The following is a 24,862-nucleotide window of genomic DNA, read 5'->3' on the forward strand; positions in this document are numbered from 1 at the left end:
GCGCAGGAGCCAATACGTGATTACAACTTCAACCGTCGTCAACTCAGTGGTGGAAAAGCTCCGCGCGGCGCTGGCCCGTGGTCAGTGGCGCTGCGGTGAAATGCTGCCGGGCCAGCGTGAACTGGCCGAACAATTGGGTATCAGCCGGCCGAGCCTGCGCGAAGCCGTGATCGTTCTGGAAACCCTTGGCCTGGTGCGCTCGATGCCGGGCAAGGGCGTGGTGGTGCTCGATGCGCAACTGAGCGACAACCCAAACCACGACAGTGCCGTCGCCGGCGCCAGCCTCGAAGACGTGCTGCAACTGCGCTACACCCTCGAGCCGTTCATTGTTGGCCTCGTCGCGCAATCGATCAGCAGCAAGGAAGTCGGGCAGTTGCGCCTGACCCTGATGGACATGCGCGAAGCCCTCGAAGCGGGCGACAGCGAAGCCGGCGTCAGCGCCTACATCGCTTTCCACGAGGAGCTGTTCACCCTGACTTCGAACCCGATTTTCCAAAGTGTTGTTCAGCAGACCAGCAACGCGCTCAAGCAAAGCGCCGAAGTGCTGCGCAATTCTCCCGAGCACCTGGCCGAACGTCTGGAAGAAAACGAAGCGGTGGTCCGCGCGATCCGCAGCAAGAACAGCGCCCAGGCCAGCGCCGAAATGCGTCGGCACATTCTGCGAGAAGGCCGGCGCATGGGCATCGAGCTGAATATCCCGGAAGACAACTTGCCCCACTGAATTTTCTTTTTGGAGACCGGCCATGAACAGTGTCGCCGCAACGCCGCACGCTCACTCTGCAGGCGCCCCCCTGCCCTTCACTCGCCTGCGCGCCGCGGTGGACGATCTGTACCCGCGACTGCTCGAGGCGATTCTGGAGCAGCGGATTACCCCGGCCAGCCGTTTTACCGAGGACAGCCTCAAACAATGGTTCGGTGCCAGCCGGGCCGATGTGCGCCGGGTGCTGACGCAGCTTTCCCATGAGCACATCGTGGTACTGCGGGCCAATCACCGACCACGTATCGCTGCGCCTGATGCGGAGCAGACCCGGCAGGCCTTGCACGCGCGTCGGCTGGCTGAAGGCACGTTGGTGCGGCTGGCGTGCCAGCGTCCACAGGCCGACGATGTCAAACGTCTGCGCGGGTTGATCGCACGCGAGCGTATGGAGGTCGAGCAGGATCGACGCGGGGCGGCGATCCGCTTGGCCGGGGAGTTTCATCTGCAATTGGCACTAATGGCCGGGAATGCACCGTTGGCGCACTTTTTGAGCAGTCTGGTGCCGCTGACGTCGCTCGCGATTGCGCGGAGCGAGGGTTCTTCGCACCGCTGTTGCGCATGGCAGGAACATCTGGCCTTGGTTGAAGCGGTGGAATCCGGGAGAGTCGCTGAAGCCATGATGTTGATGAATCAGCATCTGGATCAGCTTGAGCAGACACTGCTGGGGTCAGACCTTGACCATTACAGTATGGGTTAAACCGCAATCGCTAGCTGGCTAGCTCCCACAGTGGACCGCATTCTTACCGTTGGAATGCATTCCCTGTGAGAGCTAGCCTGCTAGCGATAGGTCCCTCACTCACACCGATGAACTATGAGGCAGAAGCCACCCGCGTAAACCCCGCCCGAATCTTCTCTTCCGGCAAATCATCGGCAATAAATACCATCACACTTTCACGTTTCTCGCCCTCGGCCCATTCGGTGTCCCAGTCGAAACCGTAAAGTTTCAGCACGCCCTGAAACACCAGCCGCCGATCCTCCCCGGCAATGCTCAACACACCTTTGTAACGCAGCAATTGCTTGCCATGCTCCTCCAGCAGTTCGTTCATGAACTCGCTGAGCTGATCGATATCCAGCGCCTGATCGGTGCGTAGCACCAGGCTGGAAATACGATCGATCGACGGCGCCTGGCCCACCGGACGCAGGCTCAAGCCGCCGCCGAGATCGGCATTCAGGTTGAAGCCGCGCACATCCAGCAGTTCCGCCAGATCGATGTTGCCGTGCTCGACCACACGGATCGGCGCGCGCCGGTTGATCCGCGTCAGCCGCTCGCTCAACGCGGTGAAAGTGGCTTGGTCAACCAGATCGGTCTTGCTCACCAACAGGCGGTCGGCGAAACCGATCTGCGCCTGGGCGATGGTCTGGCTCAGATGCACGTCGGCATGCGCGGCATCGACCAGGGTAATGATGCCGTCGAGCAAATAACGCTCACGCAGTTCTTCGTCGATGAAAAAGGTCTGGGCCACCGGCGCTGGATCGGCAAGGCCTGTGCATTCGATCACCAGACGATCAAAAGCGATCTCGCCGCTGTCCAGCCGTTCGAGCAGCAGGTACAGCGCCTTGGTCAGGTCGGTGTGAATGGTGCAGCAGACGCAGCCGTTGGCCAGGGTCATGACTTGCACTGGCTCGTCGCCGAGCAATTGGGTGTCGATGCCGGCGTCGCTGAATTCGTTTTCGATCACGGCGATTTTCAGGCCGTGCTCGGCTTTCAATAAATGGCGCAGCAAAGTGGTCTTGCCAGCGCCGAGGAAACCGCTGAGTACCGTGACCGGGATGGGAGAGGACAAAACTCGATCTCCTGAAAAGAACACAAAACAAATGTGGGAGCCAGCCTGCTGGCGATGAGGGTGTGTCAGTCGAAATTTCCGTCGACTGACACTCCGCCATCGCTGGCAGGCCAGCTCCCACAGGGGACTACCTCAACCTGATGCTGTCAGCTCAACAGCACTTCGGCCCACCCTTGCCACCGTAGCGAGCCTCCTGACGTTCGCGAAAGAACATCTCGTAGCTCATCACCGGTTTGTCCGGGTGTTTGGTTTGCATATGCTCGACGTAGGTGTCGTAGTCGGGCATGCCGACCATCAGGCGTGCGGCCTGACCGAGGTATTTACCGAGGCGACTCAGGTCATTGAACATGCTGCAATCCTCTGGTTACGCATCCGGCAGGGCCTGGAATGGCGATTCTTTATCCGTACGCTCTTTTTTGCCCCAGGCGGCGATGCCGACCTTGAGCGCATAGAACAGGATGCTGAACACCACGAACAGGAACAGCGCGGTGAGCGTGGCGTTGGTATAGGCGTTGAAGATCACGTGCTGCATCTGCTCGACACTTTTCGCCGGTGCCAGCACCTGACCATTGGCCAGCGCATCGCTGTACTTCTTCGCCAGCGACAGGAAGCCGATCGCCGGGTTGGCGTCGAACAGCTTGATGAAGCCTGCGGTCGTGGTGCAGATCAACAGCCATGTCGCTGGCAGCAGGGTGACCCAGATGTAGCGCTGGCGCTTCATCTTGATCAGAACCACGGTGCCGAGCATCAGCGCGATACCGGCGAGCATCTGGTTGGAGATGCCGAACAGTGGCCACAGGGTGTTGATGCCGCCCAATGGATCGATCACGCCCTGATACAGCAACCAGCCCCACATCGCCACACAGCCGGCGGTGGCGATCAGGTTGGCGGTCCACGATTCGGTGCGTTTGAGCGCCGGAACGAAGGAGCCGAGCAGGTCCTGCAGCATGAAACGACCGGCACGGGTACCGGCGTCGACTGCGGTCAGAATGAACAGCGCTTCGAACAGAATTGCGAAGTGGTACCAGAACGCCATGGTGTTTTCACCCGGCAGGACACTGTGCAGAATCTGCGCAATACCCACCGCCAGGGTCGGCGCCCCGCCGGCACGGGCCAGAATGGTGGTTTCACCGATGTCATGGGCAACCGCTTGCAGCGCTTCAGGGGTGATCGCGAAGCCCCAGCTGGTGACCATCTGCGCCACTGACGCAGCATCACTGCCCACCACGGCGGCCGGGCTGTTCATGGCGAAGTACACGCCCGGCTCGATCACCGAAGCGGCAACCATGGCCATGATTGCCACGAACGATTCCATCAGCATGCCGCCGTAACCGATGTAGCGGGCGTTGGTTTCGTTATCCAGCAGCTTCGGCGTGGTACCCGAAGAAATCAGCGCGTGGAAACCCGATACCGCACCGCAGGCAATGGTGATGAACAGGAACGGAAACAGACCGCCCTTCCACACCGGCCCGGTGCCGTCGACAAATTGGGTCAGCGCAGGCATTTTCAGCTCGGGCATCGTCACAAGAATGCCGATCGCCAGCGCGACGATCGTACCGATCTTGAGGAAGGTCGATAGATAGTCACGCGGCGCGAGAATCAGCCAGACCGGCAGCGACGCGGCGACAAAACCGTAACCGACCAGCATCCAGGTAATCTGCACGCCGGTGAAGGTGAACGCCTTGGCCCACACCGGATCGGCAGCAATCTGCCCACCGAGCCAGATCGAACCGAGCAGCAGCAACACGCCGACCACGGAGATTTCGCCGATGCGGCCCGGGCGGATGTAGCGCATGTAGATGCCCATGAACATCGCGATCGGGATGGTCGCCATCACGGTGAAGATGCCCCATGGGCTTTCCGCCAGTGCCTTGACCACGATCAGCGCCAGCACCGCAAGGATGATGATCATGATCAGGAAGCAGCCGAACAGCGCGATGGTCCCGGGAATCCGGCCCATTTCTTCACGCACCATATCGCCCAGGGAACGGCCGTTGCGTCGGGTCGACATGAACAGGACCATGAAGTCCTGCACCGCGCCCGCCAGCACCACACCGGCAATCAGCCAGAGCGTACCGGGCAGATAGCCCATCTGCGCCGCCAATACCGGGCCGACCAGCGGCCCCGCGCCAGCGATGGCCGCGAAGTGGTGACCGAAAAGAATGTGTTTGTTGGTCGGCACATAGTCCAGACCATCGTTGTTGAGCACGGCGGGGGTGGCCCGACGCGGATCCAGTTGCATCACGTTGTTGGCGATGAACAGACTGTAGTAACGGTACGCAACCAGATAAATGGCCACGGCAGCGACCACAATCCACAAGGCGTTGATCGCCTCGCCGCGGCGCAATGCCACTACGCCCAGGGCGCACGCTCCTACGATTGCCAGCACTAGCCAGGGTAAGTGGCGTAGCAGGCTATTATTATTTTTCATTTTTTTATTCCAGCCAGGGTGGACAAGAAAGACAGCCACCCCGAGTTTAGCGCTAACGGTGCCAAAGGCCATACCCCGACATAGGTCTATCGGAGCCCTTTCGCGCTGGCACGCTCGGACAAGGCGGGTCTATAGTCAGCGAACCTTCGGAGGATTGCGCCATGAACGAGCCTTCAGACAACCGTCGTCGCTTCAAACGTATTGCGTTCGATGCCAGAACCGAGCTGAGCCAAGGCGAGTACATCTGGCAGGTCAAACTGATCGACCTGTCACTCAAGGGTTTGCTGGTCGAACGGCCGGAGCCGTGGCTCGGTGATCGTGGAAAAGATTTTTTCGTCGATATTCACTTGAGTAAGGACGTCGATATCGAAATGGACGTGCAACTGGCCCACGAGGAAAACGGCCATTTGGGATTTATCTGCCGACATATCAGCCTGGAGTCGATCCAGCGCTTGCGGCGGTTGATCGAGCTGAATCTGGCGGATGAGGCCGAGCTCGAGCGCGAATTGGGCGCCCTGATCGAAATCTAGCGCCCACCACCGATCAATGTAGGAGTGAGCCTGCTCGCGATAGCGGTTCGTCATTCAACAAATCTGTTGGCTGACACACCGCTATCGCGAGCAGGCTCACTCCTACAGGGAATTGTGGTTATTCGAAGAGTGCGTCGAGGGCCTGTTCGAGGCGGGTCACAGCAATAATCTGCAAGCCTGCCGGCGATTCTTTCGGCGCGTTGCCCTTGGGCACGATCGCGCGTTTGAAACCATGCTTGGCCGCTTCCTTCAAGCGCTCCTGCCCGCTCGGCACCGGGCGCACTTCACCGGACAGACCGACCTCGCCGAACACCAGCAGATCATGCGGCAACGGCCGGTTGCGCAAGCTCGACATGACCGCCGCCATCAGCGCCAGATCGGAAGCGGTTTCCAGCACCTTGACCCCGCCGACCACATTGAGGAATACATCCTGATCGTGAGTCGGGATCCCGCCGTGGCGGTGCAGAACCGCGAGCAACATTGCCAACCGGTTCTGATCCAGACCCAGCGTCACTCGACGCGGATTGGCCAGATGGCTGTCATCGACCAGCGCCTGCACTTCCACCAGCATTGGCCGGGTGCCCTCCCACGTCGCCATGACCACGCTGCCCGGGACTTCTTCCTGGGCGCGCGTGAGAAAGATCGCCGAAGGGTTGGAGACTTCTTTCAAACCCTTGTCGGTCATGCCGAACACGCCCAGCTCGTTGACCGCGCCGAAACGGTTCTTCACCGCGCGCAGCAAGCGCAGGCGCCCATCGGATTCGCCTTCGAAATACAGCACGGTATCGACCATGTGCTCAAGCACACGGGGACCGGCCAATGCGCCTTCCTTGGTGACGTGGCCGACGAGGAAAATCGCCGTACCGCTCTGCTTGGCGTAACGCACCAGCAGCGCCGCACTTTCGCGCACCTGGGAAACGCCGCCGGGTGCCGATTGCAGTTGTTCGGTGAAAATCGTCTGGATCGAGTCGATCACCATCACCTTGGGTTTTTCCTGGCGGGCGGTGGCGATGATGGTTTCGATGCAGGTTTCGGTCATCACGCGTAGCTGGTCCTGCGGCAAGCCGAGACGGCGCGCGCGCATGGCCACTTGCTGCTGGGATTCTTCACCGGTGACGTACAGCGCCGGCATGCTCTTGGCGAGGTTGCACAGGGTTTGCAGCAGAATCGTCGACTTGCCAATGCCCGGATCACCGCCGATCAGCACCACCGAACCGTCGACCAGACCGCCGCCGAGCACGCGATCGAGCTCACCGGAGGCGGTGGAAAAACGCGGGATTTCTTCAACGCTGACTTCGGCCAGGGTCTTGATCTGCGCTTGTTGCCCGGCCCAACCGGTGCGCCCGGTCGGTGCCGTGGCGCCGCCGCTTTCGATCATGGTTTCGGTCAGCGTGTTCCAGGCGCCGCATTCACCGCACTGGCCGGCCCACTTGGGAAAGGTTGCGCCGCACTCGGTGCAGCCGTACATGCGCTTGGCCTTGGCCATCAGAACCCCCGACAAAAACCGCGATGATAACCCACAGGCCCGAAATCAGCGCGGCGTCGGCGTACGGATTTCGCCGCTGGCCAGACTTGCGGCGCTGTTGCCCAGCGGGTCTTCGGCGTTCAGGTCAGCGCCCTTGGCTTTCAGCGCATCGAGCAATTCCAGACGCTTGAACAAGCCGGCATACATCGCCGCCGTCTGCCCGGCGCCGTTACGCTGATCAGGGCTGCAATCGGTGGACATCAAGCGCCGGGCGATCTGTATTTCACCCTTGAAGATCGCGCCCATCAGCGCCGTGTTGCCGCGCTGATCCTGGGCACAGGCGTCGGCGCCGGCCGCAAGCAAGCGCTCCACGGCAGGCGCTTGACCGTGATAAGCCGCGAGGATCAGCGCGGTGTATCCCTTGCCGTCGCGGGTGTCGAGGGAATAGCCCGATTCGATGAACGTCTCGAGCATCGGCACATCCCCGCGCCGCGCGGCGTCCAAATAGTAGTCGCGCAATTGTGCCTGGATCGCCTCGGGACTCTGGTCGATCGGTGCCGCCCAAGCGGTGAGCGACAGGCACGCGGCCAATAGGAAAAGACAGGTTCGCATCAGCAGTCTCCTTGAACGGAACGGGGCCTGATGCAGGCCCCGCAGGTGTTACTGCACTATCAGTCGACCAGTTTCGCTGCCAGGGCCTTGACCCGGCTCAAGTCACCCTTGGCCACTTGCGTCACGCCGGTGCCGTATTCCGGATCGGCCTTGTACAGGAACGACAGAATGATGTGCTTGCTCTCGTCATCGGTGGTGGCCAGCGAGCCGCCGAAGCTGTCGATCAGGTCGCGACGTTCCTGCTTGCTGTACGAGCGATACAGATCGCCAGCCTGCTTGAAGTTCTGCTCACGCTGGATCTTCGCTTGCTGAGTGCTGCCCGACAGCGCCAGTTGGCTGTAACGCGCGCTCGACGTCTCTTCACGCGGTTGCAGACGGCTAGGCTGGTAATTAACGCCGCTGTTGCTGGCGCCAAAGTTCATCGCACCGTCCTGATTGCCATTATTCACCGCAACTTTCGGCGCGTTGATTGGCAATTGCAGGGCATTGGCGCCTAGGCGATACATTTGCGTATCGGCGTAGGAGAACACTCGGCCCTGCAATAAACGGTCTTCGGAAGGTTCGATACCCGGAACCACATTAGCCGGAGCCATCGCAACTTGTTCGGTTTCTTGGAAGACATTCGCCGGATTACGGTTCAAAACCATTTGTCCAACTTTTCGTTCAGGAATACCCGGCCAGATCTTTGTCGCGTCCAATGGATCAAAATCAAACTTGGACAAATCCTGTGGTTTCAGAACTTGAACGTACAAGTCCCATTTAGGGAAGTTGCCTTTATTGATATTACTCACCAGATCATTGGTCATATGACTGTAATCCTGACCCTGAACTTTGGCGACTTGTTCTGGCGTCAGGTTATTGAGCCCTTGCAAACTCTTCCAGTGAAACTTGACGTAGTGAACTTCGCCTTTGGCGTTGACCAACTTATAGGCATGAACACCGTTGCCATCCATCTCCCGATAACTGGCCGGTGTGCCCGCGTTCGAATACAGCTCGGTCAACGTTCGAGTGGCTTCCGGTACATGGGAGAAAAAGTCGAAGCGGCGCGAATCGTCGTCCAGGTTTGTCCGCGGATCAGGCTTGAACGCATGGACCATGTCGGGAAACTTGATCGCGTCGCGAATGAAGAACGTCGGGAAGTTGTTGCCCACAAGGTCCCAGTTGCCGTCAGCGGTGTAGAACTTGGTGGCGAAACCGCGTGGGTCACGCAAGGTTTCCGGGGAGTGATTGCCATGCACCACCGCCGAGAAACGCACAAATACCGGTGTGGTCTGGCCGGCGGCAAATACCTTGGCCTTGCTCAGGTCGCTGAGGTCGTTGGTCACCGTGAACGTACCGTGAGCACCGGTGCCGCGGGCGTGAACCACGCGCTCGGGAATGCGCTCGCGATCAAAACGCTGCAGTTTCTGGATCAGTTGCACGTCCTGCAGCAGTACCGGGCCGGTGGCGCCAGCCGTCTGCGAATTCTGATTATCACCCACGGCAGCGCCGTTATCGCGAGTCAGTGGCGCTGCAGTCACGGAGAAACTCAGCAGGCTGGCGGTGAGTACACCAAGCGTGTGGCGACGGGGAAAAGCCCCCAGTCCAAATGCGGAAGTCATATCAGGATCCTCTGGTTGTTTTTGCGGCGCATCCAGGTGCGCCATCCCAAGGCTAGAGGCCTGCGACGGGGAACATAAATAGAAAGAACGTAACACGGTGATTGAGAAAAATGGCTTTGCGGTCAGCGCTTTACGCGCTATTTCGCGCGCGATTGCTGGCACTTTGCAAACTAATCGTCTAATGATGTGTCGATAAAAGCGGGGATTGTAAGAAGGTGTTTCGCGCAGGACGCGTTTCGCTGATTTACACTGCCTTCACCAAACTCATCTGTAACAAGGAAATAACTATGGGCGTGCTTAGCGAGTTCAAGGCCTTCGCGGTCAAAGGCAATGTGGTCGACATGGCCGTCGGTATCATCATCGGTGCGGCGTTTGGCAAGATTGTTTCGTCGTTTGTCGGCGACGTGATCATGCCGCCAATCGGCCTGTTGATCGGCGGGGTGGACTTCAGTGATCTGGCCATCACGCTCAAAGCCGCCGAGGGCAACACGCCCGCAGTGATGCTGGCTTATGGCAAATTCATCCAGACGGTGCTGGACTTCATCATTGTCGCTTTCGCTATCTTCATGGGGGTCAAAGCCATCAACCGCCTCAAGCGCGAAGAGGCCGTAGCACCGACCGCACCGCCGATCCCGAGCAAGGAAGAGCAACTGCTGGGCGAAATCCGCGACCTGCTCAAGGCGCAGAACGAGCGGTCCTGAGTCATCAGTTCGAATAAATACGGCACCTGCGGGTGCCGTTTTCGTTACCAGTAATTTTCCACGGCGACCTGGCCGGGCCGGCGCGTCAGGCTCAGGCGCATGTCCCGTTGTTTAAGCAGCACGCGGGTCTCATCGATCATCTGTGGATTGCCGCACAACATGACCCGTGAATGCTCCGCCGACAGCTCCACACCCGCCGCTCGCTCCAGTTCACCGTTTTCGATCAGCGTGGTAATGCGCCCGTGCAGCGTTCCCGGGTGCGCCTCGCGCGTCACCGTCGCGATGAACTGCAATTTGTGCGCATATTCGCTGAGGTAGTCGCGTTGGTTAAGACCGGCAATCAGTTCCTGATACGCCAGCTCGCAGGCCTCGCGCACGCTGTAGACCAGAATGATGCGTTCGAATTTTTCCCAGACTTCGAAGTCCTGCAGAATCGACAGAAACGGTGCCACCCCCGTACCCGTCGATAACAGCCAGAGATCGCGACCATCAACGAAACGATCAAGGGTCAGGTAGCCGAATGCCTGACGCTCAACCAGCAACGTGTCGCCCACCTGCAGCCGGCTCAGTTCGCTGGTGAACTCCCCGCCCGGGACGACGATGGAGAAGAACTCGAGAAACTCGTCAAACGGCGACGACACCATCGAGTAGGCGCGCCAGACAGTGCTGCCATCGGCCTTGGTCACACCGAGGCGGGCGAACTGCCCTGCGCGGAAACGGAACCCGGCATCACGAGTGGTACGCAGGGTAAACAGGTTCGGGGTCAGCGGTTTGACATCAAGCAAGGTTTGCGTGGTGAACTTATCTGCGCTGGCGGTCATGGGGTACTCCATTGAACGGTTGCTGCCAGTCTCGCGCAAAAAGACGCGGTTAAACACCGACGATTGATAATGGTATTGAGCCCGTACCGAACCAGAGATTCATTTGAAAGTGATCACGGCGGTCAGAATTGGAGCAATTACTTCAGATGACAACTTCAATGTAATACTGAGTTGTATTAAGAACGCTATATCCAAATATCCTACTGTTCAATACCGAAAAAATTTATAGCTCAGTGTATGAAACGTCCTACACTTCGATGCGTGCCGGATCTTTTGGATCCATTACGCGCCCCCCCCGTAACGCCATGGAGCGCTTCCCAATGGAAACATGGAAGGAATCACAGCTGAAACAACTGACGTTTGCCAAGGGCATCGATGCTGCTTATCCGATACTGCTGCGATTCGCCGAAAATCTCGGATTCAATTTTTGTGCGATTTCAGTTGTTCCATTAAACCGCGACATGCAGCTAAAGCCCTTGCAGATCAATAACTATCCTAAAGAATGGAACAGTGAATACGAACAAAACTGTTATATAAAAACAGACCCATTGATATCACACTGCAATCATTCCATGTCACCCATAGTCTGGACTGAATCGCTGTTTTCAGAGTCCCACCACATATGGTCAGGCTTGCAAAAACATGGATTGCAGAATGGCTGGTCGCAGTCGTTTCATCATGAGCCGAGCGGTTTGTGCAGCATTATCAGCCTGGCGCGCAGACACTGCTCCATCAGCCCATTGGAGCTGTACGAGCATTTTGGCTATATGTTTTACGCCAGCAGCCACTTGAGCGAACTGTTCGCCCGGACCCTGCCGGCAGAAGCGCTCAAGCCCCGTCACCCTCAGCTCTCCACGCGAGAACTGCAGGTTCTGGAACTGTCAGCCATTGGCAAGACCGCCTATGAAATCTCGAAAATCCTTAGCCTCAGCGAACGCACTGTCAATTACCACGTGCGGAACCTGATCATAAAGCTCAACGTCTGCAACAAGATTTCCGCTGTTATCGCAGCCGCCAGAGCCGGCATCATCTGATCGGTCATCCTCGCTTTCCTTGTAAACACACGGGTAATGCCAAACAAATAAACGTAACATTCGTAACCTTCCTGAGTGATGACGCCAGCAGAACGCGTTGCCTTACACTCGGTCGGTTCCGCCGCACATCCCAGGGCTGCGGAATATCCGTTGATCACCCTGAGTCTCGCCCCATGCCTTTGCTTGAAACGCCCTTCGCCCAACTCGACCTGATCCGCCAGCCCGAACAGCAGAACGAACCGCTGCAAGCTTTCGATGCCGCTGATGAATACCTGCTCAACCATCTCGCAGCGCAGCAACCGAGGGTCGACACCCGCGTGCTGGTGCTCAACGACAGCTTCGGCGCGCTGGCTGTCAGTCTGCTCGGCAAGGTCAAGGTCAGCAGCAGCGGCGACTCGTTTTTCGGCTTTCAAGCGCTGGAGAAAAACCTGCTGCGCAACGGCCAAGCGTTCGATGCGGTGCGCGGTACCCCGGCGAGCGAGCCTTTGGTCGGACCATTCGACCGGGTCCTGATTCGTGTGCCGAAAACCCTCGCGCTGCTGGAAGAGCAGTTGATCCGCCTGCAAGGGCAATTGGCGCCCGGCGCCGAAGTAATCGCCGCAGCGATGGTCAAGCACCTGCCGCGTGCCGCCAGTGACCTGCTTGAGCGTTATATTGGTCCGGTGCAGGCCTCGCTGGCGGTGAAAAAGGCCCGCCTGCTGATTGCCACACCTGAAGCCAGAACCGCGGCTGTCTCGCCCTACCCTACACGCTATCGCCTCGACGAGCCGCCAATCGAATTGCTTAACCACGCCAATGTGTTCTGCCGCGAAGGTCTGGACATCGGCACCCGGGCCTTCCTCCCGCATTTGCCGAAAAACCTCGGCCCGGTCCGAGTCGCCGATCTGGGTTGTGGCAACGGCGTGCTGGCCATCGCCAGTGCTTTGCAAAACCCCGATGCGCATTACACGCTGGTCGACGAGTCATTCATGGCGGTGCAATCGGCCCTGGAAAACTGGCGGGCCGCGCTGGGTGATCGCGAGGTGATCGTGCGTGCCGCCGATGGCCTGGCCGGGCAAGAGTCGCAGTCGCTGGACGTAGTGTTGTGCAACCCGCCGTTCCATCAACAACAGGTGGTCGGCGATTTCCTCGCCTGGCGCATGTTCCAGCAGGCGCGCGAAGCGCTGGTGGTTGGCGGTGCGCTGTACATCGTCGGCAACCGCCATCTGGGCTACCACAGCAAACTGGCGCGGTTGTTCCGCGGCGTCGAGCAAGTCGCGGCCACTCCGAAGTTCGTCATCCTCAAAGCACGCAAATAAACCCGCAGGCGAAAAAAACCCTCCGCAAGGAGGGTTGGCAAATCCGTACCCGAAGGCGCCGGGGCAGGATGATTTCAGTGTGTGGTCAGGCCTGCTGCGTTCATGAACATACGCATCAGGCTGGCGGCGATAAACAGCACACCCACGCTACCGACCCAGATCAGGGCCAGCCAGCCGAGCCGCTGCCACAGCGGCTTCTTCTCGGCTTCTTCAATGTCGTGCAGGGAATGTTTGCCGGTCATTGCATTGATCTCCGTTAAGCCAAGGCGTCACTGCGGACGCCTTCGCGAGCAGGCTCGCTCCCACAAGAGAAGCCCAGCAGCAGACTAGTGATAACCGTCTTCATGGGTCACCTTGCCGCGGAACACGTAGTAGCTCCAGAAGGTGTAACCCAGGATGAACGGAATGATGAACAGCGTGCCCACCAGCATGAAGCCCTGACTTTGCGGCGGTGCCGCGGCGTCCCAGATCGAGATCGATGGCGGCACGATGTTCGGCCACAGGCTGATGCCCAGACCGCTGTAGCCGAGGAAGATCAGCACCAGCGTCAGCAGAAACGGCGTGTAGTTGGCGTTACGCGCCACGGCCCGGATCAAGCCATACAGGGTGACCAGCACCAGAATCGGCACCGGCATGAACCAGAACAGGTTCGGCATGCTGAACCAGCGCGAAGCGATTTCCGGATGCGACAACGGCGTCCACAGACTGACAATCCCGATCACTGCCAGCAACACGAATGCCAGTGGCCGCGCCAGATCGTGCATCTGCTCTTGCAGCTTGCCTTCGGTCTTCATGATCAGCCAGGTGCAGCCGAGCAAGGCATAGGCGACCACCAGGGCGGCGCCACAGAACAGGGTGAACGGGGTCAGCCAGTCCATCGAGCCCCCGGCGAACTGGCGGTTGACCACCGGCAAGCCATCGATGAACGCCCCCAGCGCCACGCCCTGAAAGAACGTCGCCGCGATCGAGCCGCCGATGAACGCCTTGTCCCACAGATGACGTTTTTCATCCTTGGCCTTGAAGCGGAACTCGAATGCCACGCCGCGAAAGATCAGCCCCATCAGCATGAAGATCAGCGGCAGGTACAGCGCTGACAACACCACCGAATACGCCAATGGAAACGCGCCGAATAATGCGGCGCCGCCCAGTACCAGCCAGGTTTCGTTGCCGTCCCAGACCGGGGCGACGGTGTTCATCATCACGTCACGGTCGGTCTTGCCCGGAACGAACGGGAAGAGAATCCCGATGCCCAGGTCGAAACCGTCCATGACCACGTACATCATGATGCCGAAGATGATGATCACGGCCCAGATCAGCGGAAGATCAATACCCATGGCTTAAATCTCCTTGGTCAAGCGAGTGTTGTCTTCGTGTTCGCCATCGGCCGGATCATCGGCAGCGGACAACGGACGCGCCGGGGTGCGCTTCTTGCCCGGACCACCGTCCGGCGTATCGGTGCCCTCGCTGAGCTTCGGACCTTTGCGCACCAGGCGCATCATGTAGCCGAGGCCCGCACCGAACAGGGCGAAATACACCACCACGAACATGACCAGGGTGATGCTCATCTGCAGGAAGCTATGGTTGGAGGACGCGTCCGCGGTGCGCATCAAGCCGTAGACCACCCAAGGCTGGCGGCCGATTTCAGTGGTGAACCAGCCAGCCAGAATCGCGATCAGGCCGGACGGGCCCATCCACAGTGCCAGATGCAGGAATGGCCGCGAGGTATACAGCGAGTCACGCTTGCGCAGCCACAAACTCCACAGACCGGTGAAGATCATCAGGAAACCGAGGCCCACCATGACCCGGAACGACCAGAACACGATGGTGGAATTCGGCCGGTCTTCTGGCGGAAACTCCTTGAGTGCCGGCACTTGCTTGTCCAGCGAGTGGGTCAGGATCAGGCTGCCGAGGTAGGGAATCTCCACGGCAAATTTGGTGCGTTCTTCTTTCATGTCCGGCCAGCCGAACAGGATCAGCGGCGTCGCTTCGTCACCGTGGTTTTCCCAGTGACCTTCAATGGCTGCGATTTTCGCCGGTTGATGCTTGAGCGTATTCAGACCATGGAAGTCGCCGATGACTGCCTGGATCGGCGCAACGATCAGCGCCATCCACATGGCCATCGAGAGCATAGTGCGAATCGCAGGATTGTCCCGGCCGCGCAGCAAATGCCAGGCCGCTGACGAGCCGACAAAGAAAGCCGTAGCGATGAACGCCGCAGTCGCCATGTGCAGCAGGCGATACGGGAACGAAGGGTTGAAGACGATGGCCAGCCAGTCGGTCGGGATCACCTGACCGTTGACGATCTCGAAGCCCTGCGGGGTTTGCATCCAGCTGTTGGAGGCGAGAATCCAGAACGTCGAGATCAGCGTGCCGATCGCTACCATCACCGTGGAGAAAAAGTGCAGCCCGCGCCCGACCTTGTTCCAGCCGAACAGCATGACGCCGAGGAAACCGGCCTCAAGGAAAAACGCCGTGAGCACCTCATAGGTCAGCAACGGCCCGGTGACGGCACCGGCGAAATCCGAGAAGCGACTCCAATTGGTGCCGAACTGGTAGGCCATGACCAGACCGGAGACCACGCCCATGCCGAAGTTGACAGCAAAGATCTTCGACCAGAAGTGGTAAAGGTCACGGTAGGTATCGTTTCGAGTCTTCAGCCACAGACCTTCGAGCACCGCCAGGTAACTCGCCAGGCCAATGGTGATGGCCGGGAACAGAATGTGGAACGAGATGGTGAACGCGAACTGAATTCGGGCGAGATCGAGAGCCTCTAAACCGAACATATGGCTTCCTCTGTCAGGTAATACGGGTGGCAGACCCGGAGGCCTGCACCACTGCCCCCACGGATATGGAGTGCGGCGAATTCGGATTCGTTCTTTTTTTACAGCCATCGCAACGCAGGGAGTCTGGCCAACTGGCCGTCAGATCAAACCCTCGTGAGGTGTTGATCTGGATCAAGCAACGTTAAAAGAGTAGTCCCATTTTTGCTGTTGAACGGCGTGGTCGTTTGCCGCGTGACAAGTTGCCTCAGCGCGTTGGCAAGGCATTTGCCCAGTAGCGTCGCAGGCTCACTGGGACAACTCGATGTCTGGCTAAGTAAATTTTTCACCAGTAGCAACTTCCTGTTACAGACTGGTGATAATCTCGCGTTTCTTCTCAAGCCAGACCTGCCTTCAGATGCCCAGCCAAGAGCCCCTGCTGTTACGTCACCATCGTTCGTTTCTGGCTTTCTGGTTTGCGCGGATTTTCACCGCCAGCGGTTTTCAGATGCTCACCGTGGCGATTGGCTGGAATCTTTACCAATTGACCGGCAACGTCCTCGACCTGGGTCTGGTCGGTCTGGTGGAATTCGCTCCACGCGTGCTGTTCATGCTGCACACCGGGCATGTCGCCGATCGCTATGACCGACGCAAGGTCGCTGCGCTTTGTCAGTCGCTGCAGGCAATGATCGCCCTCGCACTGGCAATCAGCAGCGCCACCGATCAGGTCACCCGCGAAATGATCTTCATCCTCGCATTCCTCCTCGGCGCGGCGCGTTCGTTCGAGATGCCGACCACCCAGGCATTGCTGCCGAGCATCGTGCCCAGCGCGCTGTTTCCTCGGGCCGTGGCGGCAGCGCAGTCGGCGCAACAGTCGGCAACGATCATCGCGCCAGCCCTCGGCGGCTTGCTCTACGCGTTCGGCAGCGTCTGGGTCTACGGCCCGACCGTGCTGCTCTACGTGATTGCCTGCACGTTGATGTTGAATCTGCCCGCACGACAAACGCCGCTGAACAAGGGCAAAGCCACCCTGGATTCGTTGCTCGCAGGCATTCGCTTCATCCGCAGCCGCCAGGACATTCTCGGGGCGATTTCGCTGGACCTGTTTGCGGTGTTGCTCGGCGGCGCCACGGCGCTGTTGCCGGTATTCGCCAAGGACATTCTCCTGACCGGCCCGTGGGGCCTCGGCCTGCTGCGATCGGCACCGGCGGTCGGCGCCCTGGCGATGTCGCTGTTCCTCGCGCGGTTTGCCGTGGAACGCAATGTCGGCCGCGTGATGTTCACAGCCGTCGGCGTGTTCGGCGTCGCGACTATCGCCTTCGGCCTGTCGACCTCGTTCTGGTTCTCGCTGGCGGTGCTGGTGGTGCTCGGCGCGGCGGACATGATCAGCATGGTCATCCGCGCCTCCTTCGTACAACTGGAAACCCCCGACGAAATGCGCGGCCGGGTCAGCGCGGTCAACGGTCTGTTCATCGGCGCCTCTAACCAGCTGGGCGAATTCGAATCCGGGCTCACTGCCCACTGGTTCGGCACGGTTCCGGCGGTGGTCATGGGCGGGATTGGCACGCTGGTGGTAACGGGGACGTGGATCAAACTGTTCCCGACCCTGGCGAATCGGGACCGGATGCATGTGCCGGTGGAAGAGACGAAGGTCTGATTTCACCGACAACCTCAGCAGGACAAGCACAAATAAATCGATAGAGTGCGGTACATATTTACCGCACCGAGTGTAATGTATCGCATTACACTCGAACCTCGGCCAAATCACCTCATGCCTATGCATAACCCGCCACACCCTGGTGAAACATTGTTGATGGATGTTTTACCCGAACTCGGGATCAGCGTTACCGAATTGGCGCGGCATCTGGGCTTTGCGCGCCCACATCTTTCGCGTGTATTGCATGGACATGCGCCGATCAGTCCGGATCTGGCCGTGCGACTTGAGCGTGCAGGCATTGGCAAGGCACGCATGTGGCTAGGCGTTCAAACTGACTATGATCTGTGGCAAGCAGAGCATCGGGAGCAGCCGGCCATCGAGCGCCTCGCGGCCCACGCCTGACGACTTCAAGCCCGCAAATCACTGGCCACTTTCGCCCGCAGTCCCTTGCCACCCAGCTGCTCGACCAGCGTCAGGGCGAACTCCAATGCGGCGCCGGAGCCCTGTGCAGTGATGCAGTTGCCGTCGACCACCACCGGTTGGTCAACGAACGTACAACCCGACAACTGATGGCTGGCGCCGGGCAGGCAGGTCATGCGGCGTTGGCGCAGCACGCCGAAGGCTTGCAGGGCGACGGCCGGGGATTCGCCAATGGCGGCGAACAGGCGTCCGGCGCTGGCCTGATCCTTGAGCAACTGTTGCAAGGGTTGATGCGCCGCCAGATGCTGTGAGCCGACGGCGCCGCCGGGCAGGACAATCAGATCGAAGCTTTGCGCCAATACATCGACCAGCATGCCGTCGGCGGTCAGGCGCGTACCGCGAGCGCAGGTGAGCATGCGCCGGCCTTCGATGCTGGCTGCGACCACTTCGATTTCGGCGCGACGCAGCACGTCGATCAATGTGACGCTTTGCAGATCATCGATGCCCTCGGCGAGGGTAATCAGCACTCTTGAAGTCATGGGCGTTATCCACAGGGTGATCCTTCAAGCGTAGTCAGCTTCCCACGGACCGCGCAGCGCCAGCCGTTACTTGATGTAAAGCTGGGTCGACATCGTGTTGCGCGGGGCGTTGATCGAAGTGTTGCTGAAGCTGAAGGTGCCTTCCTGCTTGCCGGCCAGATCGAAGGTATACAGCGAACCGACGGTTTTGCGCCCGGGCGTGCACTCAGTCAGGTTGCCATTATCGAACGCACACACCGGTGAACGGCTGCCGTTGACTTCGAAACCGTCCAGCGTGGCGTGCGGCTGGTTCTGGCCGTAACCAACTTCCAGCACATAGACCTTGATGCTCGGCCCGCTGTGATTGCATTGGGTTTGCGGCTGGTTATCGGCGATGTGTTCCAGGCCACAGCTCGGCGATTGCACCTTGATGACTTTTACCTGCGTCAACGCTGCCGCCGAAGCAGCCCATGTTGCTGGCGCCCCAGCCATCAGCACCACCATCAACCCCAAACCTGCCACCGCGCCTTTGCTCATGCGTCGCTCACCCGGAAAAATTCAGCGCGCAGTATGGCGCAGTTGGCCGTACGGCAAAACTTCGCCGACGATCGACACCGACAACCGCCATATTGCTCACGCTGCTGGTATGATGCGCGGCTTTTTCCGGCCCAGCACAATTTTCCAGGCGCTTGCGACGGTCTGTGCTTTGCTGTTGAGGTCGATACATTCACGGCGCCACGCGCGCCACGGGGAGCAGACATGCTGGAAAGGCTGTTTCAACTCAAGGCACACAACACCAACGTGCGCACCGAGATTCTCGCGGGCATCACCACGTTTCTGGCCATGGCCTACATTCTGTTCGTCAATCCGAGCATTCTCGGCGAGACCGGCATGGACAAGGGTGCGGTGTTCGTTGCCACCTGTCTGGCGGCCGCTATCGGCTCGACCGTCATGGGCCTGATCGCCAACTACCCGATCGCCCTCGCACCGGGCATGGGCTTGAATGCTTTCTTTACTTACACCGTGGTCCTGCACATGGGTCACACCTGGCAAGTGGCACTGGGCGCGGTGTTCATCTCCGCCGTGCTGTTTTTCCTGCTGTCGATCTTCCGCATCCGTGAGTGGATCATCAACAGCATCCCGCTGCCGCTGCGTTCGGCGATTGCGGCCGGTATCGGCCTGTTCCTCGCGTTGATCGCCCTGCACAACGCCGGCATCGTTGTCAGCAACCCGGCGACCATGGTCGGCCTCGGCGACCTGAAAGCCCCGGCACCGATTCTCGCCACCCTCGGCTTCGCCCTGATCGTCGGGCTCGAAGCGTTGAAAGTGCGCGGCGCAGTGCTGATCGGTATTCTCGCGGTGACCATCGTGTCGATCGCCATGGGCTTCACGCCGTTCGGCGGCGTCACCTCGATGCCACCTTCGCTGGCCCCGACGTTCCTGCAACTGGACATCAAAGGCGCACTGGACATCGGTCTGGTCAGCGTGATCTTCGCCTTCCTGTTCGTCGACCTGTTCGACAACTCCGGCACCCTGATCGGCGTCGCCAAGCGCGCCGGCCTGATGGGCAAGGACGGCCACATGCCGAAAATGGGCCGTGCACTGATCGCTGACAGCACCGCGGCCATGGCCGGTTCGCTGCTGGGCACCTCGACCACCACCAGCTACATCGAGTCCGCAGCTGGCGTGAGTGCCGGTGGCCGCACGGGCCTGACCGCCATCGTGGTGGCGATTCTGTTTCTGCTGGCGCTGTTCTTCTCGCCACTGGCGGCCAGCGTTCCGGCATTCGCCACCGCACCGGCACTGCTGTTCGTCGCCGTACTGATGACTTCGGGCCTGGCGGAAATAGACTGGGACGACATCACCGTCGCCGCGCCGGTCGTGGTCACCGCGCTGGCCATGCCGTTCACTTATTCGATCGCCAACGGCATCGCGTTCGGCTTCATTTCCTGGACCGTGATCAAGCTGCTGTCGGGCCGCGCCCGCGAGCTGAACCCAGCGCTGGTGATCCTGTCGATTCTGTTCGTGATCAAGTTGGGTTGGTTCAACGCATGACTTTCGATTCCCAGGCTTACGCCGAACAACTTCAAGCCAAAGTCACGCGTTTGCGTGACCTGCTGGCGCCGTTCGATGCTCCCGAGCCGGTGGTGTTCGATTCGCCGCTGCAGAACTTCCGCCTGCGCGCCGAATTCCGTCTGTGGCGCGAGGCCGGTGAACGGCACTACGCGATGTTTTCCCAGGACGACAAACGCACGCCGATCCTCATCGAAGAATTCCCGATCGCCAGCCTGCGCATCAACCAGTTGATGCCGCAACTGAAGGCGGCGTGGCAGGCAAGTTCGGCGCTGAGCCACAAGCTGTTTCAGGTGGAATTCCTCACCACCCTTTGCGGCGACGCGATGATCACCCTGTGTTATCACCGCCCGCTGGATGAGCACTGGCATGCCGCAGCGACTCAATTGTCGGCGGATCTGGGCGTCAGCATCATCGGTCGTTCGAAGGGCAAACGCGAAGTGCTGGGCCTCGATTACGTGGTCGAGAAACTCGACGTCGGCGGCCGCACCTTCAGCTATCGTCAGCCGGAAGGCGCGTTCACCCAGCCCAACGGCACGGTAAACCAGAAGATGCTCAACTGGGCGTACGAAGCGCTGGGCGACCGCCCTGACGATCTGCTGGAGCTGTATTGCGGCAACGGCAACTTCACCCTGCCGCTCGCCACTCGCGTGCGTAAAGTGCTGGCCACTGAAATCAGCAAGACCTCGGTCAACGCCGCGTTAAGCAACCTCAGCGAAAACGCTGTGGATAACGTCACTCTGGTGCGGTTGTCCGCCGAGGAACTGACCGAAGCCCTCAACGAAGTGCGCCCGTTCCGCCGCCTGCACGGCATCGACCTGAAAAGCTACGAGTTCGGCAGCGTCTTCGTCGATCCGCCACGCGCCGGCATGGACCCGGACACCTGCGAGCTGACCCGGCGCTTCGACAACATCCTGTACATCTCCTGCAACCCGGAAACCCTGGCCGCCAACATCGCCCAGTTGCACGACACGCACCGCATCACCCGCTGCGCGTTGTTCGACCAGTTCCCGTGGACTCATCACATGGAATCGGGTGTATTGCTGACCCGCCGTTGAGGCCAACGCCGATACGAAAAAGCCGTCGTGATTGACGGCTTTTTTGTGCGTGCTTACACCGCAGGATCGGCCTTGCGCGGCCGCCCGCCCTTCTTACCGTTGGCTCGTGCCGCAGCCGACTTTGCCGCACTGCTTTGACGACCGTTACGCGACGCCACTACCGAGGCGGCCATCTGCATTAACGACGGACTCGCTGAAATCATGCCGGCGATGGAGACGTCCAGGTCCTTGCCTGCATGACAAAGCGCAGTGCCCGCAAAACCAATCGTCAGGTCCTGGTAATCCTGCGCATCGAAGCCGTCGAACTCAGGATAACGATCCACCGGCAGCAACACGCCGCTACCATCTTCAAAACGAATGACCAGAGTTGGATTTTCAAAGGTGACCGAGACCGCCTGAAAGCTGCCAGCGCGCCGCTCCTCACCCAGTTTGATGGCCGTATCGAGCATTTCCTCCGTCAGCGGGCGATGTGCCGAAGGCTTTGCCTTGATGATGTTCATAATTGGATTTCCACTCCTTCCGATGCGCCTGTCAATGTCAGTAGAGTCTTGTCCTCCTCTGGCAGATAGCGCGCCGTTCCTACCCTGTAAGTCGTGTCAGTGACCAGTTCATCCCCAACACCTCGTTTGTATGGCTGTCCCACAACCGATTGTCGAGACAGACTGTCTGCAGTTTCGACCACCAGATACGGCGAGCGCGTCGCAGATGAGCCGGTTGTTCCAGAGAACGACACAAGCCTTCCAGCACGGCCAGCGGCGGACGGCGAGAGAGCGGAACGACATCCCAAAGCTGAATATCGTTGTGCCAGAAACTGAATCCCAGTCGGGCACTCCAGGCGCCCGCGTTCACATGGACGTGCGGCGGACAATGCTCATCGCGCAACATGATCACAACCGACAATCCTTTGTGACTGCATACCTTCATGCTAACCCATCCGTTAGGTTAATGGTTGTTCAGGTTTTGGAATTGCTTTCAAAGCCGACGACCGGTGTTCAAGCACAGGCCTTTTCAGAATTGAGGCTAGCTTCGGAGAAGCCTTTCAGCCGGCTGGTGGCTGGGGAAAAACGTAAGCAAAGCTGTCGTCAAATCGTGATCAACACTTCGTTTGAATAATCCTTTTGTGCGATCACCGAACACATAACGCCAAGGGTATTTTTTGTTCAATTGACCATGGTAACCATCTAGTACATTTTATTTCCACAGGCCGAAACCCTCGGCCAAAGCCAAAAACAATAAGTGGAGTTTGCCCCCATGTCCCCTATCGTTCTGGTGCTCAACGGCCCGAACCTGAACCTGCTCGGCACCCGTGAGCCGGCGACTTATGGCCATGAAACCCTGGCTGACATTTCTGCGCTGTGCGGGCGTGCCGCCGAGGAGTTCGGCCTGACGGTGGAGTTTCGCCAGACCAATCACGAAGGCGAATTGCTCGACTGGATTCACGCTGCCCGCGGCCGTTGCGCCGGGATCGTGATCAACCCGGCGGCGTGGACGCACACATCGGTGGCGATTCGCGATGCGCTGGTGGCGAGCGAGTTGCCGGTGATCGAAGTGCACCTGTCCAACGTCCATGCGCGCGAGCCGTTTCGTCATCACTCGTTCGTCTCGGCGATTGCCACAGCGGTACTCTGCGGTTTTGGCAGCCAAGGTTACCGCTTGGCGCTGGAGCATTTCAGCCAGCGGTTGCAGGGGGCGAAACATGGCGCGCGCTAACGCGGTACTCGCCGGGCTGATCGGCGCCGGTATTCAGGCCTCCCGTACGCCGGCACTGCATGAACACGAAGGCGATGCTCAGGGTATGCGTTACCTGTACCGGTTGATCGATCTCGATCAATTGCACCTGGACTGCAACGCTCTGCCCGACCTGCTGCTCGCTGCCGAGCGCATGAACTACACCGGCCTGAACATCACGTACCCGTGCAAGCAGGCGATCATCCCGCTGCTCGACGAATTGTCGCCGGAAGCGCGCGGGATCGGCGCGGTCAATACGGTGGTGTTGAAGGACGGCAAACGTGTCGGTCACAACACCGATTGTCTTGGTTTCGCCGAAGGTTTTCGCCGGGGTCTGAAGGACGCGGCGCGCGGGCGTGTGGTGCAGATGGGCGCTGGTGGCGCTGGCGCGGCAGTGGCCCACGCGTTATTGAGCGAAGGCGTACGGCAACTGAGCATTTTCGACGTCGACAGTGAGCGCGCCGAGAGCCTGGCTCACAACCTCAATCAGCATTTCGGCGCCGGTCGCGCCATCGCCGGGCGCGATCTGCCGAGCGCCATGAGTCTGGCCGACGGCCTGGTCAACACCACGCCGATGGGCATGGCCAAACTGCCGGGCATGCCGGTGCCGGTCGAGCTGCTGCGCGCGGACATGTGGGTGGCGGAAATTGTGTACTTCCCGTTGGAAACCGAACTGCTGCGCAACGCCCGCGCCCTCGGTTGCCGCACGCTGGACGGCGGCAACATGGCGGTGTTTCAGGCAGTGAAAGCGTTTGAATTGTTCAGCGACGTGGCGGCGGATGCGCAGCGCATGCTGGCGCATTTTCAGAGCATGAATAGCTGAACCCTGCCCCCCCCTTGTAGGAGTGAGCCTGCTCGCGATAGCGGTGTATCAGTCAATAAATTTTTAGCTGACATACCGCCATCGCGAGCAGGCTCACTCCTACAGGGGATCGCGTCAGGCCTGCAGATAACGCAACACTGACTCGCAAATCATCTCGCGGTGGCGCTGTTTGATGTGCGCATCGGGCAAGTCGATCTGGAAGATCTCACCCAGCGTATGACGGTTCGAGACGCGATAGAAGCAGAACGAACTGATCAGCAGATGCACGTCGAGCGCATTGATCCCGCGGCGGAACAGCCCTTCGTCAGCGCCTCTGTGCAAGATCGCGCCGAGAGTATCGAGGATCGTGTTGTTCAGCGCCTTGATCGCATCGGAGCGTTTCACGTATTCAGCATTGTGGATATTTTCGATGCTGACGATGCGCACGAAATCGACGTTGTGGTCATGGTGATCAAAGGTGAATTCAACCAGACGACGGATCGCCATTTCCGGCGGCAGTTCGTCCAGATGCAGGCGGTTTTCGGTGCTGCGGATGTCGCCGTAGAGCTTTTCCAGCACCTCGACATACAACTGCTCCTTGCTGCCGAAGTAGTAATAGATCATGCGCTTGGAGGTGTGGATGCGCTCGGCGATCGCGTCGACGCGCGCACCGGACAAGCCCTGCTGGACGAACTCGACGATCGCCTCCTGCAAAATGTTTTCGCGGGTCTTTTCCGGGTTGTTCTTGCGGCCCTTGCGCGGCTCTGCGGCGGCTGCGTCCGGGGCGACGGACAGTTCTGAATTCACGGTCAT

Annotated in this window: 26 protein-coding genes and 1 pseudogene; 12 read left to right on the forward strand and 15 right to left on the reverse strand. The window is 59.5% G+C overall.

What is annotated here, in order from left to right:
* The first annotated feature begins 16 nt into the window (after window positions 1-16).
* On the forward strand, window positions 17-721 hold the full coding sequence (locus BLU52_RS20900; RefSeq protein ID WP_090286478.1) for a FadR/GntR family transcriptional regulator: 705 nt from the start codon (window positions 17-19) through the stop codon (window positions 719-721).
* A 22-nt stretch (window positions 722-743) separates the two neighbouring features.
* Complete coding sequence (locus BLU52_RS20905) at window positions 744-1,454, forward strand: GntR family transcriptional regulator (protein WP_090286480.1); 711 nt, start codon at window positions 744-746, stop codon at window positions 1,452-1,454.
* Window positions 1,455-1,566: 112 nt separating this feature from the next.
* Here the strand turns inward: BLU52_RS20905 and yjiA are convergent, their stop codons facing one another.
* From yjiA to BLU52_RS20920, 3 genes are all read right to left on the reverse strand, one after another.
* On the reverse strand, window positions 1,567-2,541 hold the full coding sequence (yjiA, locus tag BLU52_RS20910; protein WP_090286482.1) for a GTPase: 975 nt from the start codon (window positions 2,539-2,541) through the stop codon (window positions 1,567-1,569).
* Between the two features lie 151 nt (window positions 2,542-2,692).
* The gene (locus BLU52_RS20915) at window positions 2,693-2,890 is read right to left on the reverse strand and encodes a YbdD/YjiX family protein (RefSeq protein WP_003228401.1); all 198 of its coding nucleotides are present in this window, start codon (window positions 2,888-2,890) and stop codon (window positions 2,693-2,695) included.
* Between the two features lie 15 nt (window positions 2,891-2,905).
* Window positions 2,906-4,972 (reverse strand): carbon starvation CstA family protein, encoded by a 2,067-nt coding sequence (locus tag BLU52_RS20920; protein WP_041477781.1) that lies wholly within the window; start codon window positions 4,970-4,972, stop codon window positions 2,906-2,908.
* A gap of 161 nt (window positions 4,973-5,133) precedes the next feature.
* Here BLU52_RS20920 and BLU52_RS20925 point away from each other — a divergent pair, with 161 nt between their 5' ends.
* Window positions 5,134-5,502 (forward strand): PilZ domain-containing protein, encoded by a 369-nt coding sequence (locus BLU52_RS20925; RefSeq protein WP_090286484.1) that lies wholly within the window; start codon window positions 5,134-5,136, stop codon window positions 5,500-5,502.
* Between the two features lie 118 nt (window positions 5,503-5,620).
* Here BLU52_RS20925 and radA read toward each other — a convergent pair whose 3' ends face one another.
* From radA to katB, 3 genes are read right to left on the reverse strand one after another with little or no spacing between them, the layout of a single operon-like run.
* A complete protein-coding gene (radA, locus tag BLU52_RS20930) occupies window positions 5,621-6,988 on the reverse strand; it encodes a DNA repair protein RadA (RefSeq protein ID WP_090286486.1) in 1,368 nt (455 codons plus the stop codon).
* A 45-nt stretch (window positions 6,989-7,033) separates the two neighbouring features.
* A complete protein-coding gene (locus BLU52_RS20935; RefSeq protein ID WP_090286488.1) occupies window positions 7,034-7,579 on the reverse strand; it encodes an ankyrin repeat domain-containing protein in 546 nt (181 codons plus the stop codon).
* Window positions 7,580-7,638: 59 nt separating this feature from the next.
* On the reverse strand, window positions 7,639-9,180 hold the full coding sequence (katB, locus tag BLU52_RS20940) for a catalase KatB (protein WP_090286490.1): 1,542 nt from the start codon (window positions 9,178-9,180) through the stop codon (window positions 7,639-7,641).
* Between the two features lie 287 nt (window positions 9,181-9,467).
* On the opposite strand from katB, the gene mscL reads away from it, so the two are divergent.
* On the forward strand, window positions 9,468-9,881 hold the full coding sequence (gene mscL, locus BLU52_RS20945) for a large-conductance mechanosensitive channel protein MscL (RefSeq protein ID WP_090286492.1): 414 nt from the start codon (window positions 9,468-9,470) through the stop codon (window positions 9,879-9,881).
* A 44-nt stretch (window positions 9,882-9,925) separates the two neighbouring features.
* On the opposite strand, the gene BLU52_RS20950 is transcribed toward mscL, so the two are convergent.
* Window positions 9,926-10,702 carry a ferredoxin--NADP reductase gene (locus BLU52_RS20950; RefSeq protein WP_090286494.1) on the reverse strand — a complete coding sequence of 259 codons (777 nt, stop codon included), beginning with the start codon at window positions 10,700-10,702 and terminating at the stop codon, window positions 9,926-9,928.
* A gap of 320 nt (window positions 10,703-11,022) precedes the next feature.
* Here BLU52_RS20950 and BLU52_RS26900 point away from each other — a divergent pair, with 320 nt between their 5' ends.
* Both BLU52_RS26900 and BLU52_RS20965 read left to right on the forward strand, forming a co-directional pair.
* Complete coding sequence (locus BLU52_RS26900; protein ID WP_197677947.1) at window positions 11,023-11,736, forward strand: autoinducer binding domain-containing protein; 714 nt, start codon at window positions 11,023-11,025, stop codon at window positions 11,734-11,736.
* 173 nt (window positions 11,737-11,909) lie between these two features.
* Window positions 11,910-13,034, forward strand: a complete 1,125-nt coding sequence (locus BLU52_RS20965; protein WP_090286498.1) for a methyltransferase — start codon at window positions 11,910-11,912, stop codon at window positions 13,032-13,034.
* 74 nt (window positions 13,035-13,108) lie between these two features.
* Here BLU52_RS20965 and BLU52_RS20970 read toward each other — a convergent pair whose 3' ends face one another.
* The 3 genes from BLU52_RS20970 to BLU52_RS20980 form a co-directional block, all read right to left on the reverse strand.
* Window positions 13,109-13,276, reverse strand: a complete 168-nt coding sequence (locus BLU52_RS20970; protein ID WP_016773090.1) for a DUF2474 domain-containing protein — start codon at window positions 13,274-13,276, stop codon at window positions 13,109-13,111.
* 84 nt (window positions 13,277-13,360) lie between these two features.
* Complete coding sequence (cydB, locus tag BLU52_RS20975; protein WP_090286500.1) at window positions 13,361-14,368, reverse strand: cytochrome d ubiquinol oxidase subunit II; 1,008 nt, start codon at window positions 14,366-14,368, stop codon at window positions 13,361-13,363.
* 3 nt (window positions 14,369-14,371) lie between these two features.
* Window positions 14,372-15,817, reverse strand: coding sequence for a cytochrome ubiquinol oxidase subunit I (locus tag BLU52_RS20980; protein ID WP_090286502.1), 1,446 nt, complete (start codon window positions 15,815-15,817; stop codon window positions 14,372-14,374).
* A gap of 394 nt (window positions 15,818-16,211) precedes the next feature.
* On the opposite strand from BLU52_RS20980, the gene BLU52_RS20985 reads away from it, so the two are divergent.
* Together BLU52_RS20985 and BLU52_RS20990 are read left to right on the forward strand one after the other, a co-directional pair.
* Window positions 16,212-17,450: an MFS transporter gene (locus tag BLU52_RS20985; protein WP_090286504.1), complete on the forward strand. Its 1,239-nt coding sequence runs from the start codon at window positions 16,212-16,214 to the stop codon at window positions 17,448-17,450.
* A 114-nt stretch (window positions 17,451-17,564) separates the two neighbouring features.
* Window positions 17,565-17,852: a HigA family addiction module antitoxin gene (locus BLU52_RS20990; RefSeq protein WP_090288641.1), complete on the forward strand. Its 288-nt coding sequence runs from the start codon at window positions 17,565-17,567 to the stop codon at window positions 17,850-17,852.
* 5 nt (window positions 17,853-17,857) lie between these two features.
* Here the strand turns inward: BLU52_RS20990 and BLU52_RS20995 are convergent, their stop codons facing one another.
* Together BLU52_RS20995 and BLU52_RS21000 are read right to left on the reverse strand one after the other, a co-directional pair.
* On the reverse strand, window positions 17,858-18,409 hold the full coding sequence (locus BLU52_RS20995) for a DJ-1 family glyoxalase III (RefSeq protein ID WP_090286506.1): 552 nt from the start codon (window positions 18,407-18,409) through the stop codon (window positions 17,858-17,860).
* A 66-nt stretch (window positions 18,410-18,475) separates the two neighbouring features.
* Window positions 18,476-18,925 carry a DUF4879 domain-containing protein gene (locus BLU52_RS21000; protein ID WP_090286508.1) on the reverse strand — a complete coding sequence of 150 codons (450 nt, stop codon included), beginning with the start codon at window positions 18,923-18,925 and terminating at the stop codon, window positions 18,476-18,478.
* A gap of 222 nt (window positions 18,926-19,147) precedes the next feature.
* Here BLU52_RS21000 and BLU52_RS21005 point away from each other — a divergent pair, with 222 nt between their 5' ends.
* Both BLU52_RS21005 and trmA read left to right on the forward strand, forming a co-directional pair.
* Window positions 19,148-20,443: an NCS2 family permease gene (locus BLU52_RS21005; RefSeq protein WP_090286510.1), complete on the forward strand. Its 1,296-nt coding sequence runs from the start codon at window positions 19,148-19,150 to the stop codon at window positions 20,441-20,443.
* Window positions 20,440-21,519 (forward strand): tRNA (uridine(54)-C5)-methyltransferase TrmA, encoded by a 1,080-nt coding sequence (gene trmA / locus BLU52_RS21010; protein WP_090286512.1) that lies wholly within the window; start codon window positions 20,440-20,442, stop codon window positions 21,517-21,519. The genes BLU52_RS21005 and trmA overlap by 4 nt, the downstream gene beginning before the upstream one ends.
* 53 nt (window positions 21,520-21,572) lie before the next feature.
* Here trmA and BLU52_RS21015 read toward each other — a convergent pair whose 3' ends face one another.
* On the reverse strand, window positions 21,573-22,019 hold the full coding sequence (locus tag BLU52_RS21015; protein WP_090286514.1) for a DUF2442 domain-containing protein: 447 nt from the start codon (window positions 22,017-22,019) through the stop codon (window positions 21,573-21,575).
* Window positions 22,016-22,443, reverse strand: a pseudogene (locus BLU52_RS27055) (DUF4160 domain-containing protein). The gene BLU52_RS21015 and the pseudogene BLU52_RS27055 overlap by 4 nt, the downstream one beginning before the upstream one ends.
* A gap of 327 nt (window positions 22,444-22,770) precedes the next feature.
* Between BLU52_RS27055 and aroQ the strand changes: the two are divergent.
* A complete protein-coding gene (gene aroQ / locus BLU52_RS21025; RefSeq protein WP_090286516.1) occupies window positions 22,771-23,229 on the forward strand; it encodes a type II 3-dehydroquinate dehydratase in 459 nt (152 codons plus the stop codon).
* Entirely contained in the window at window positions 23,216-24,070 is an 855-nt protein-coding gene (locus tag BLU52_RS21030; RefSeq protein WP_090286518.1) for a shikimate dehydrogenase, read from the forward strand. Before aroQ ends, BLU52_RS21030 begins: the two co-directional genes overlap by 14 nt.
* Before the next feature lie 114 nt (window positions 24,071-24,184).
* Here BLU52_RS21030 and BLU52_RS21035 read toward each other — a convergent pair whose 3' ends face one another.
* Window positions 24,185-24,862, reverse strand: a complete 678-nt coding sequence (locus BLU52_RS21035; RefSeq protein WP_090286520.1) for a TetR/AcrR family transcriptional regulator — start codon at window positions 24,860-24,862, stop codon at window positions 24,185-24,187.

It is taken from the genome of Pseudomonas granadensis (genome assembly GCF_900105485.1).
GTDB lineage: Bacteria > Pseudomonadota > Gammaproteobacteria > Pseudomonadales > Pseudomonadaceae > Aquipseudomonas > Aquipseudomonas granadensis.

Coding starts and splice junctions, on each gene's coding strand:
- BLU52_RS21015 (WP_090286514.1), bottom strand. CDS start 22,019: ATGAACATCATCAAGGCAAAGCCTTCGGCACATCGCCCGCTGACGGAG.
- BLU52_RS20980 (WP_090286502.1), bottom strand. CDS start 15,817: ATGTTCGGTTTAGAGGCTCTCGATCTCGCCCGAATTCAGTTCGCGTTC.
- BLU52_RS20915 (WP_003228401.1), bottom strand. CDS start 2,890: ATGTTCAATGACCTGAGTCGCCTCGGTAAATACCTCGGTCAGGCCGCA.
- BLU52_RS20950 (WP_090286494.1), bottom strand. CDS start 10,702: ATGACCGCCAGCGCAGATAAGTTCACCACGCAAACCTTGCTTGATGTC.
- radA (WP_090286486.1), bottom strand. CDS start 6,988: ATGGCCAAGGCCAAGCGCATGTACGGCTGCACCGAGTGCGGCGCAACC.
- BLU52_RS20970 (WP_016773090.1), bottom strand. CDS start 13,276: ATGACCGGCAAACATTCCCTGCACGACATTGAAGAAGCCGAGAAGAAG.
- BLU52_RS20905 (WP_090286480.1), top strand. CDS start 744: ATGAACAGTGTCGCCGCAACGCCGCACGCTCACTCTGCAGGCGCCCCC.
- BLU52_RS20920 (WP_041477781.1), bottom strand. CDS start 4,972: ATGAAAAATAATAATAGCCTGCTACGCCACTTACCCTGGCTAGTGCTG.
- BLU52_RS20925 (WP_090286484.1), top strand. CDS start 5,134: ATGAACGAGCCTTCAGACAACCGTCGTCGCTTCAAACGTATTGCGTTC.
- BLU52_RS21000 (WP_090286508.1), bottom strand. CDS start 18,925: ATGAGCAAAGGCGCGGTGGCAGGTTTGGGGTTGATGGTGGTGCTGATG.
- katB (WP_090286490.1), bottom strand. CDS start 9,180: ATGACTTCCGCATTTGGACTGGGGGCTTTTCCCCGTCGCCACACGCTT.
- BLU52_RS21030 (WP_090286518.1), top strand. CDS start 23,216: ATGGCGCGCGCTAACGCGGTACTCGCCGGGCTGATCGGCGCCGGTATT.
- BLU52_RS26900 (WP_197677947.1), top strand. CDS start 11,023: ATGGAAACATGGAAGGAATCACAGCTGAAACAACTGACGTTTGCCAAG.
- mscL (WP_090286492.1), top strand. CDS start 9,468: ATGGGCGTGCTTAGCGAGTTCAAGGCCTTCGCGGTCAAAGGCAATGTG.
- cydB (WP_090286500.1), bottom strand. CDS start 14,368: ATGGGTATTGATCTTCCGCTGATCTGGGCCGTGATCATCATCTTCGGC.
- BLU52_RS20985 (WP_090286504.1), top strand. CDS start 16,212: ATGCCCAGCCAAGAGCCCCTGCTGTTACGTCACCATCGTTCGTTTCTG.
- BLU52_RS20935 (WP_090286488.1), bottom strand. CDS start 7,579: ATGCGAACCTGTCTTTTCCTATTGGCCGCGTGCCTGTCGCTCACCGCT.
- BLU52_RS20990 (WP_090288641.1), top strand. CDS start 17,565: ATGCCTATGCATAACCCGCCACACCCTGGTGAAACATTGTTGATGGAT.
- BLU52_RS20965 (WP_090286498.1), top strand. CDS start 11,910: ATGCCTTTGCTTGAAACGCCCTTCGCCCAACTCGACCTGATCCGCCAG.
- trmA (WP_090286512.1), top strand. CDS start 20,440: ATGACTTTCGATTCCCAGGCTTACGCCGAACAACTTCAAGCCAAAGTC.
- BLU52_RS20995 (WP_090286506.1), bottom strand. CDS start 18,409: ATGACTTCAAGAGTGCTGATTACCCTCGCCGAGGGCATCGATGATCTG.
- BLU52_RS21005 (WP_090286510.1), top strand. CDS start 19,148: ATGCTGGAAAGGCTGTTTCAACTCAAGGCACACAACACCAACGTGCGC.
- aroQ (WP_090286516.1), top strand. CDS start 22,771: ATGTCCCCTATCGTTCTGGTGCTCAACGGCCCGAACCTGAACCTGCTC.
- BLU52_RS21035 (WP_090286520.1), bottom strand. CDS start 24,862: ATGACCGTGAATTCAGAACTGTCCGTCGCCCCGGACGCAGCCGCCGCA.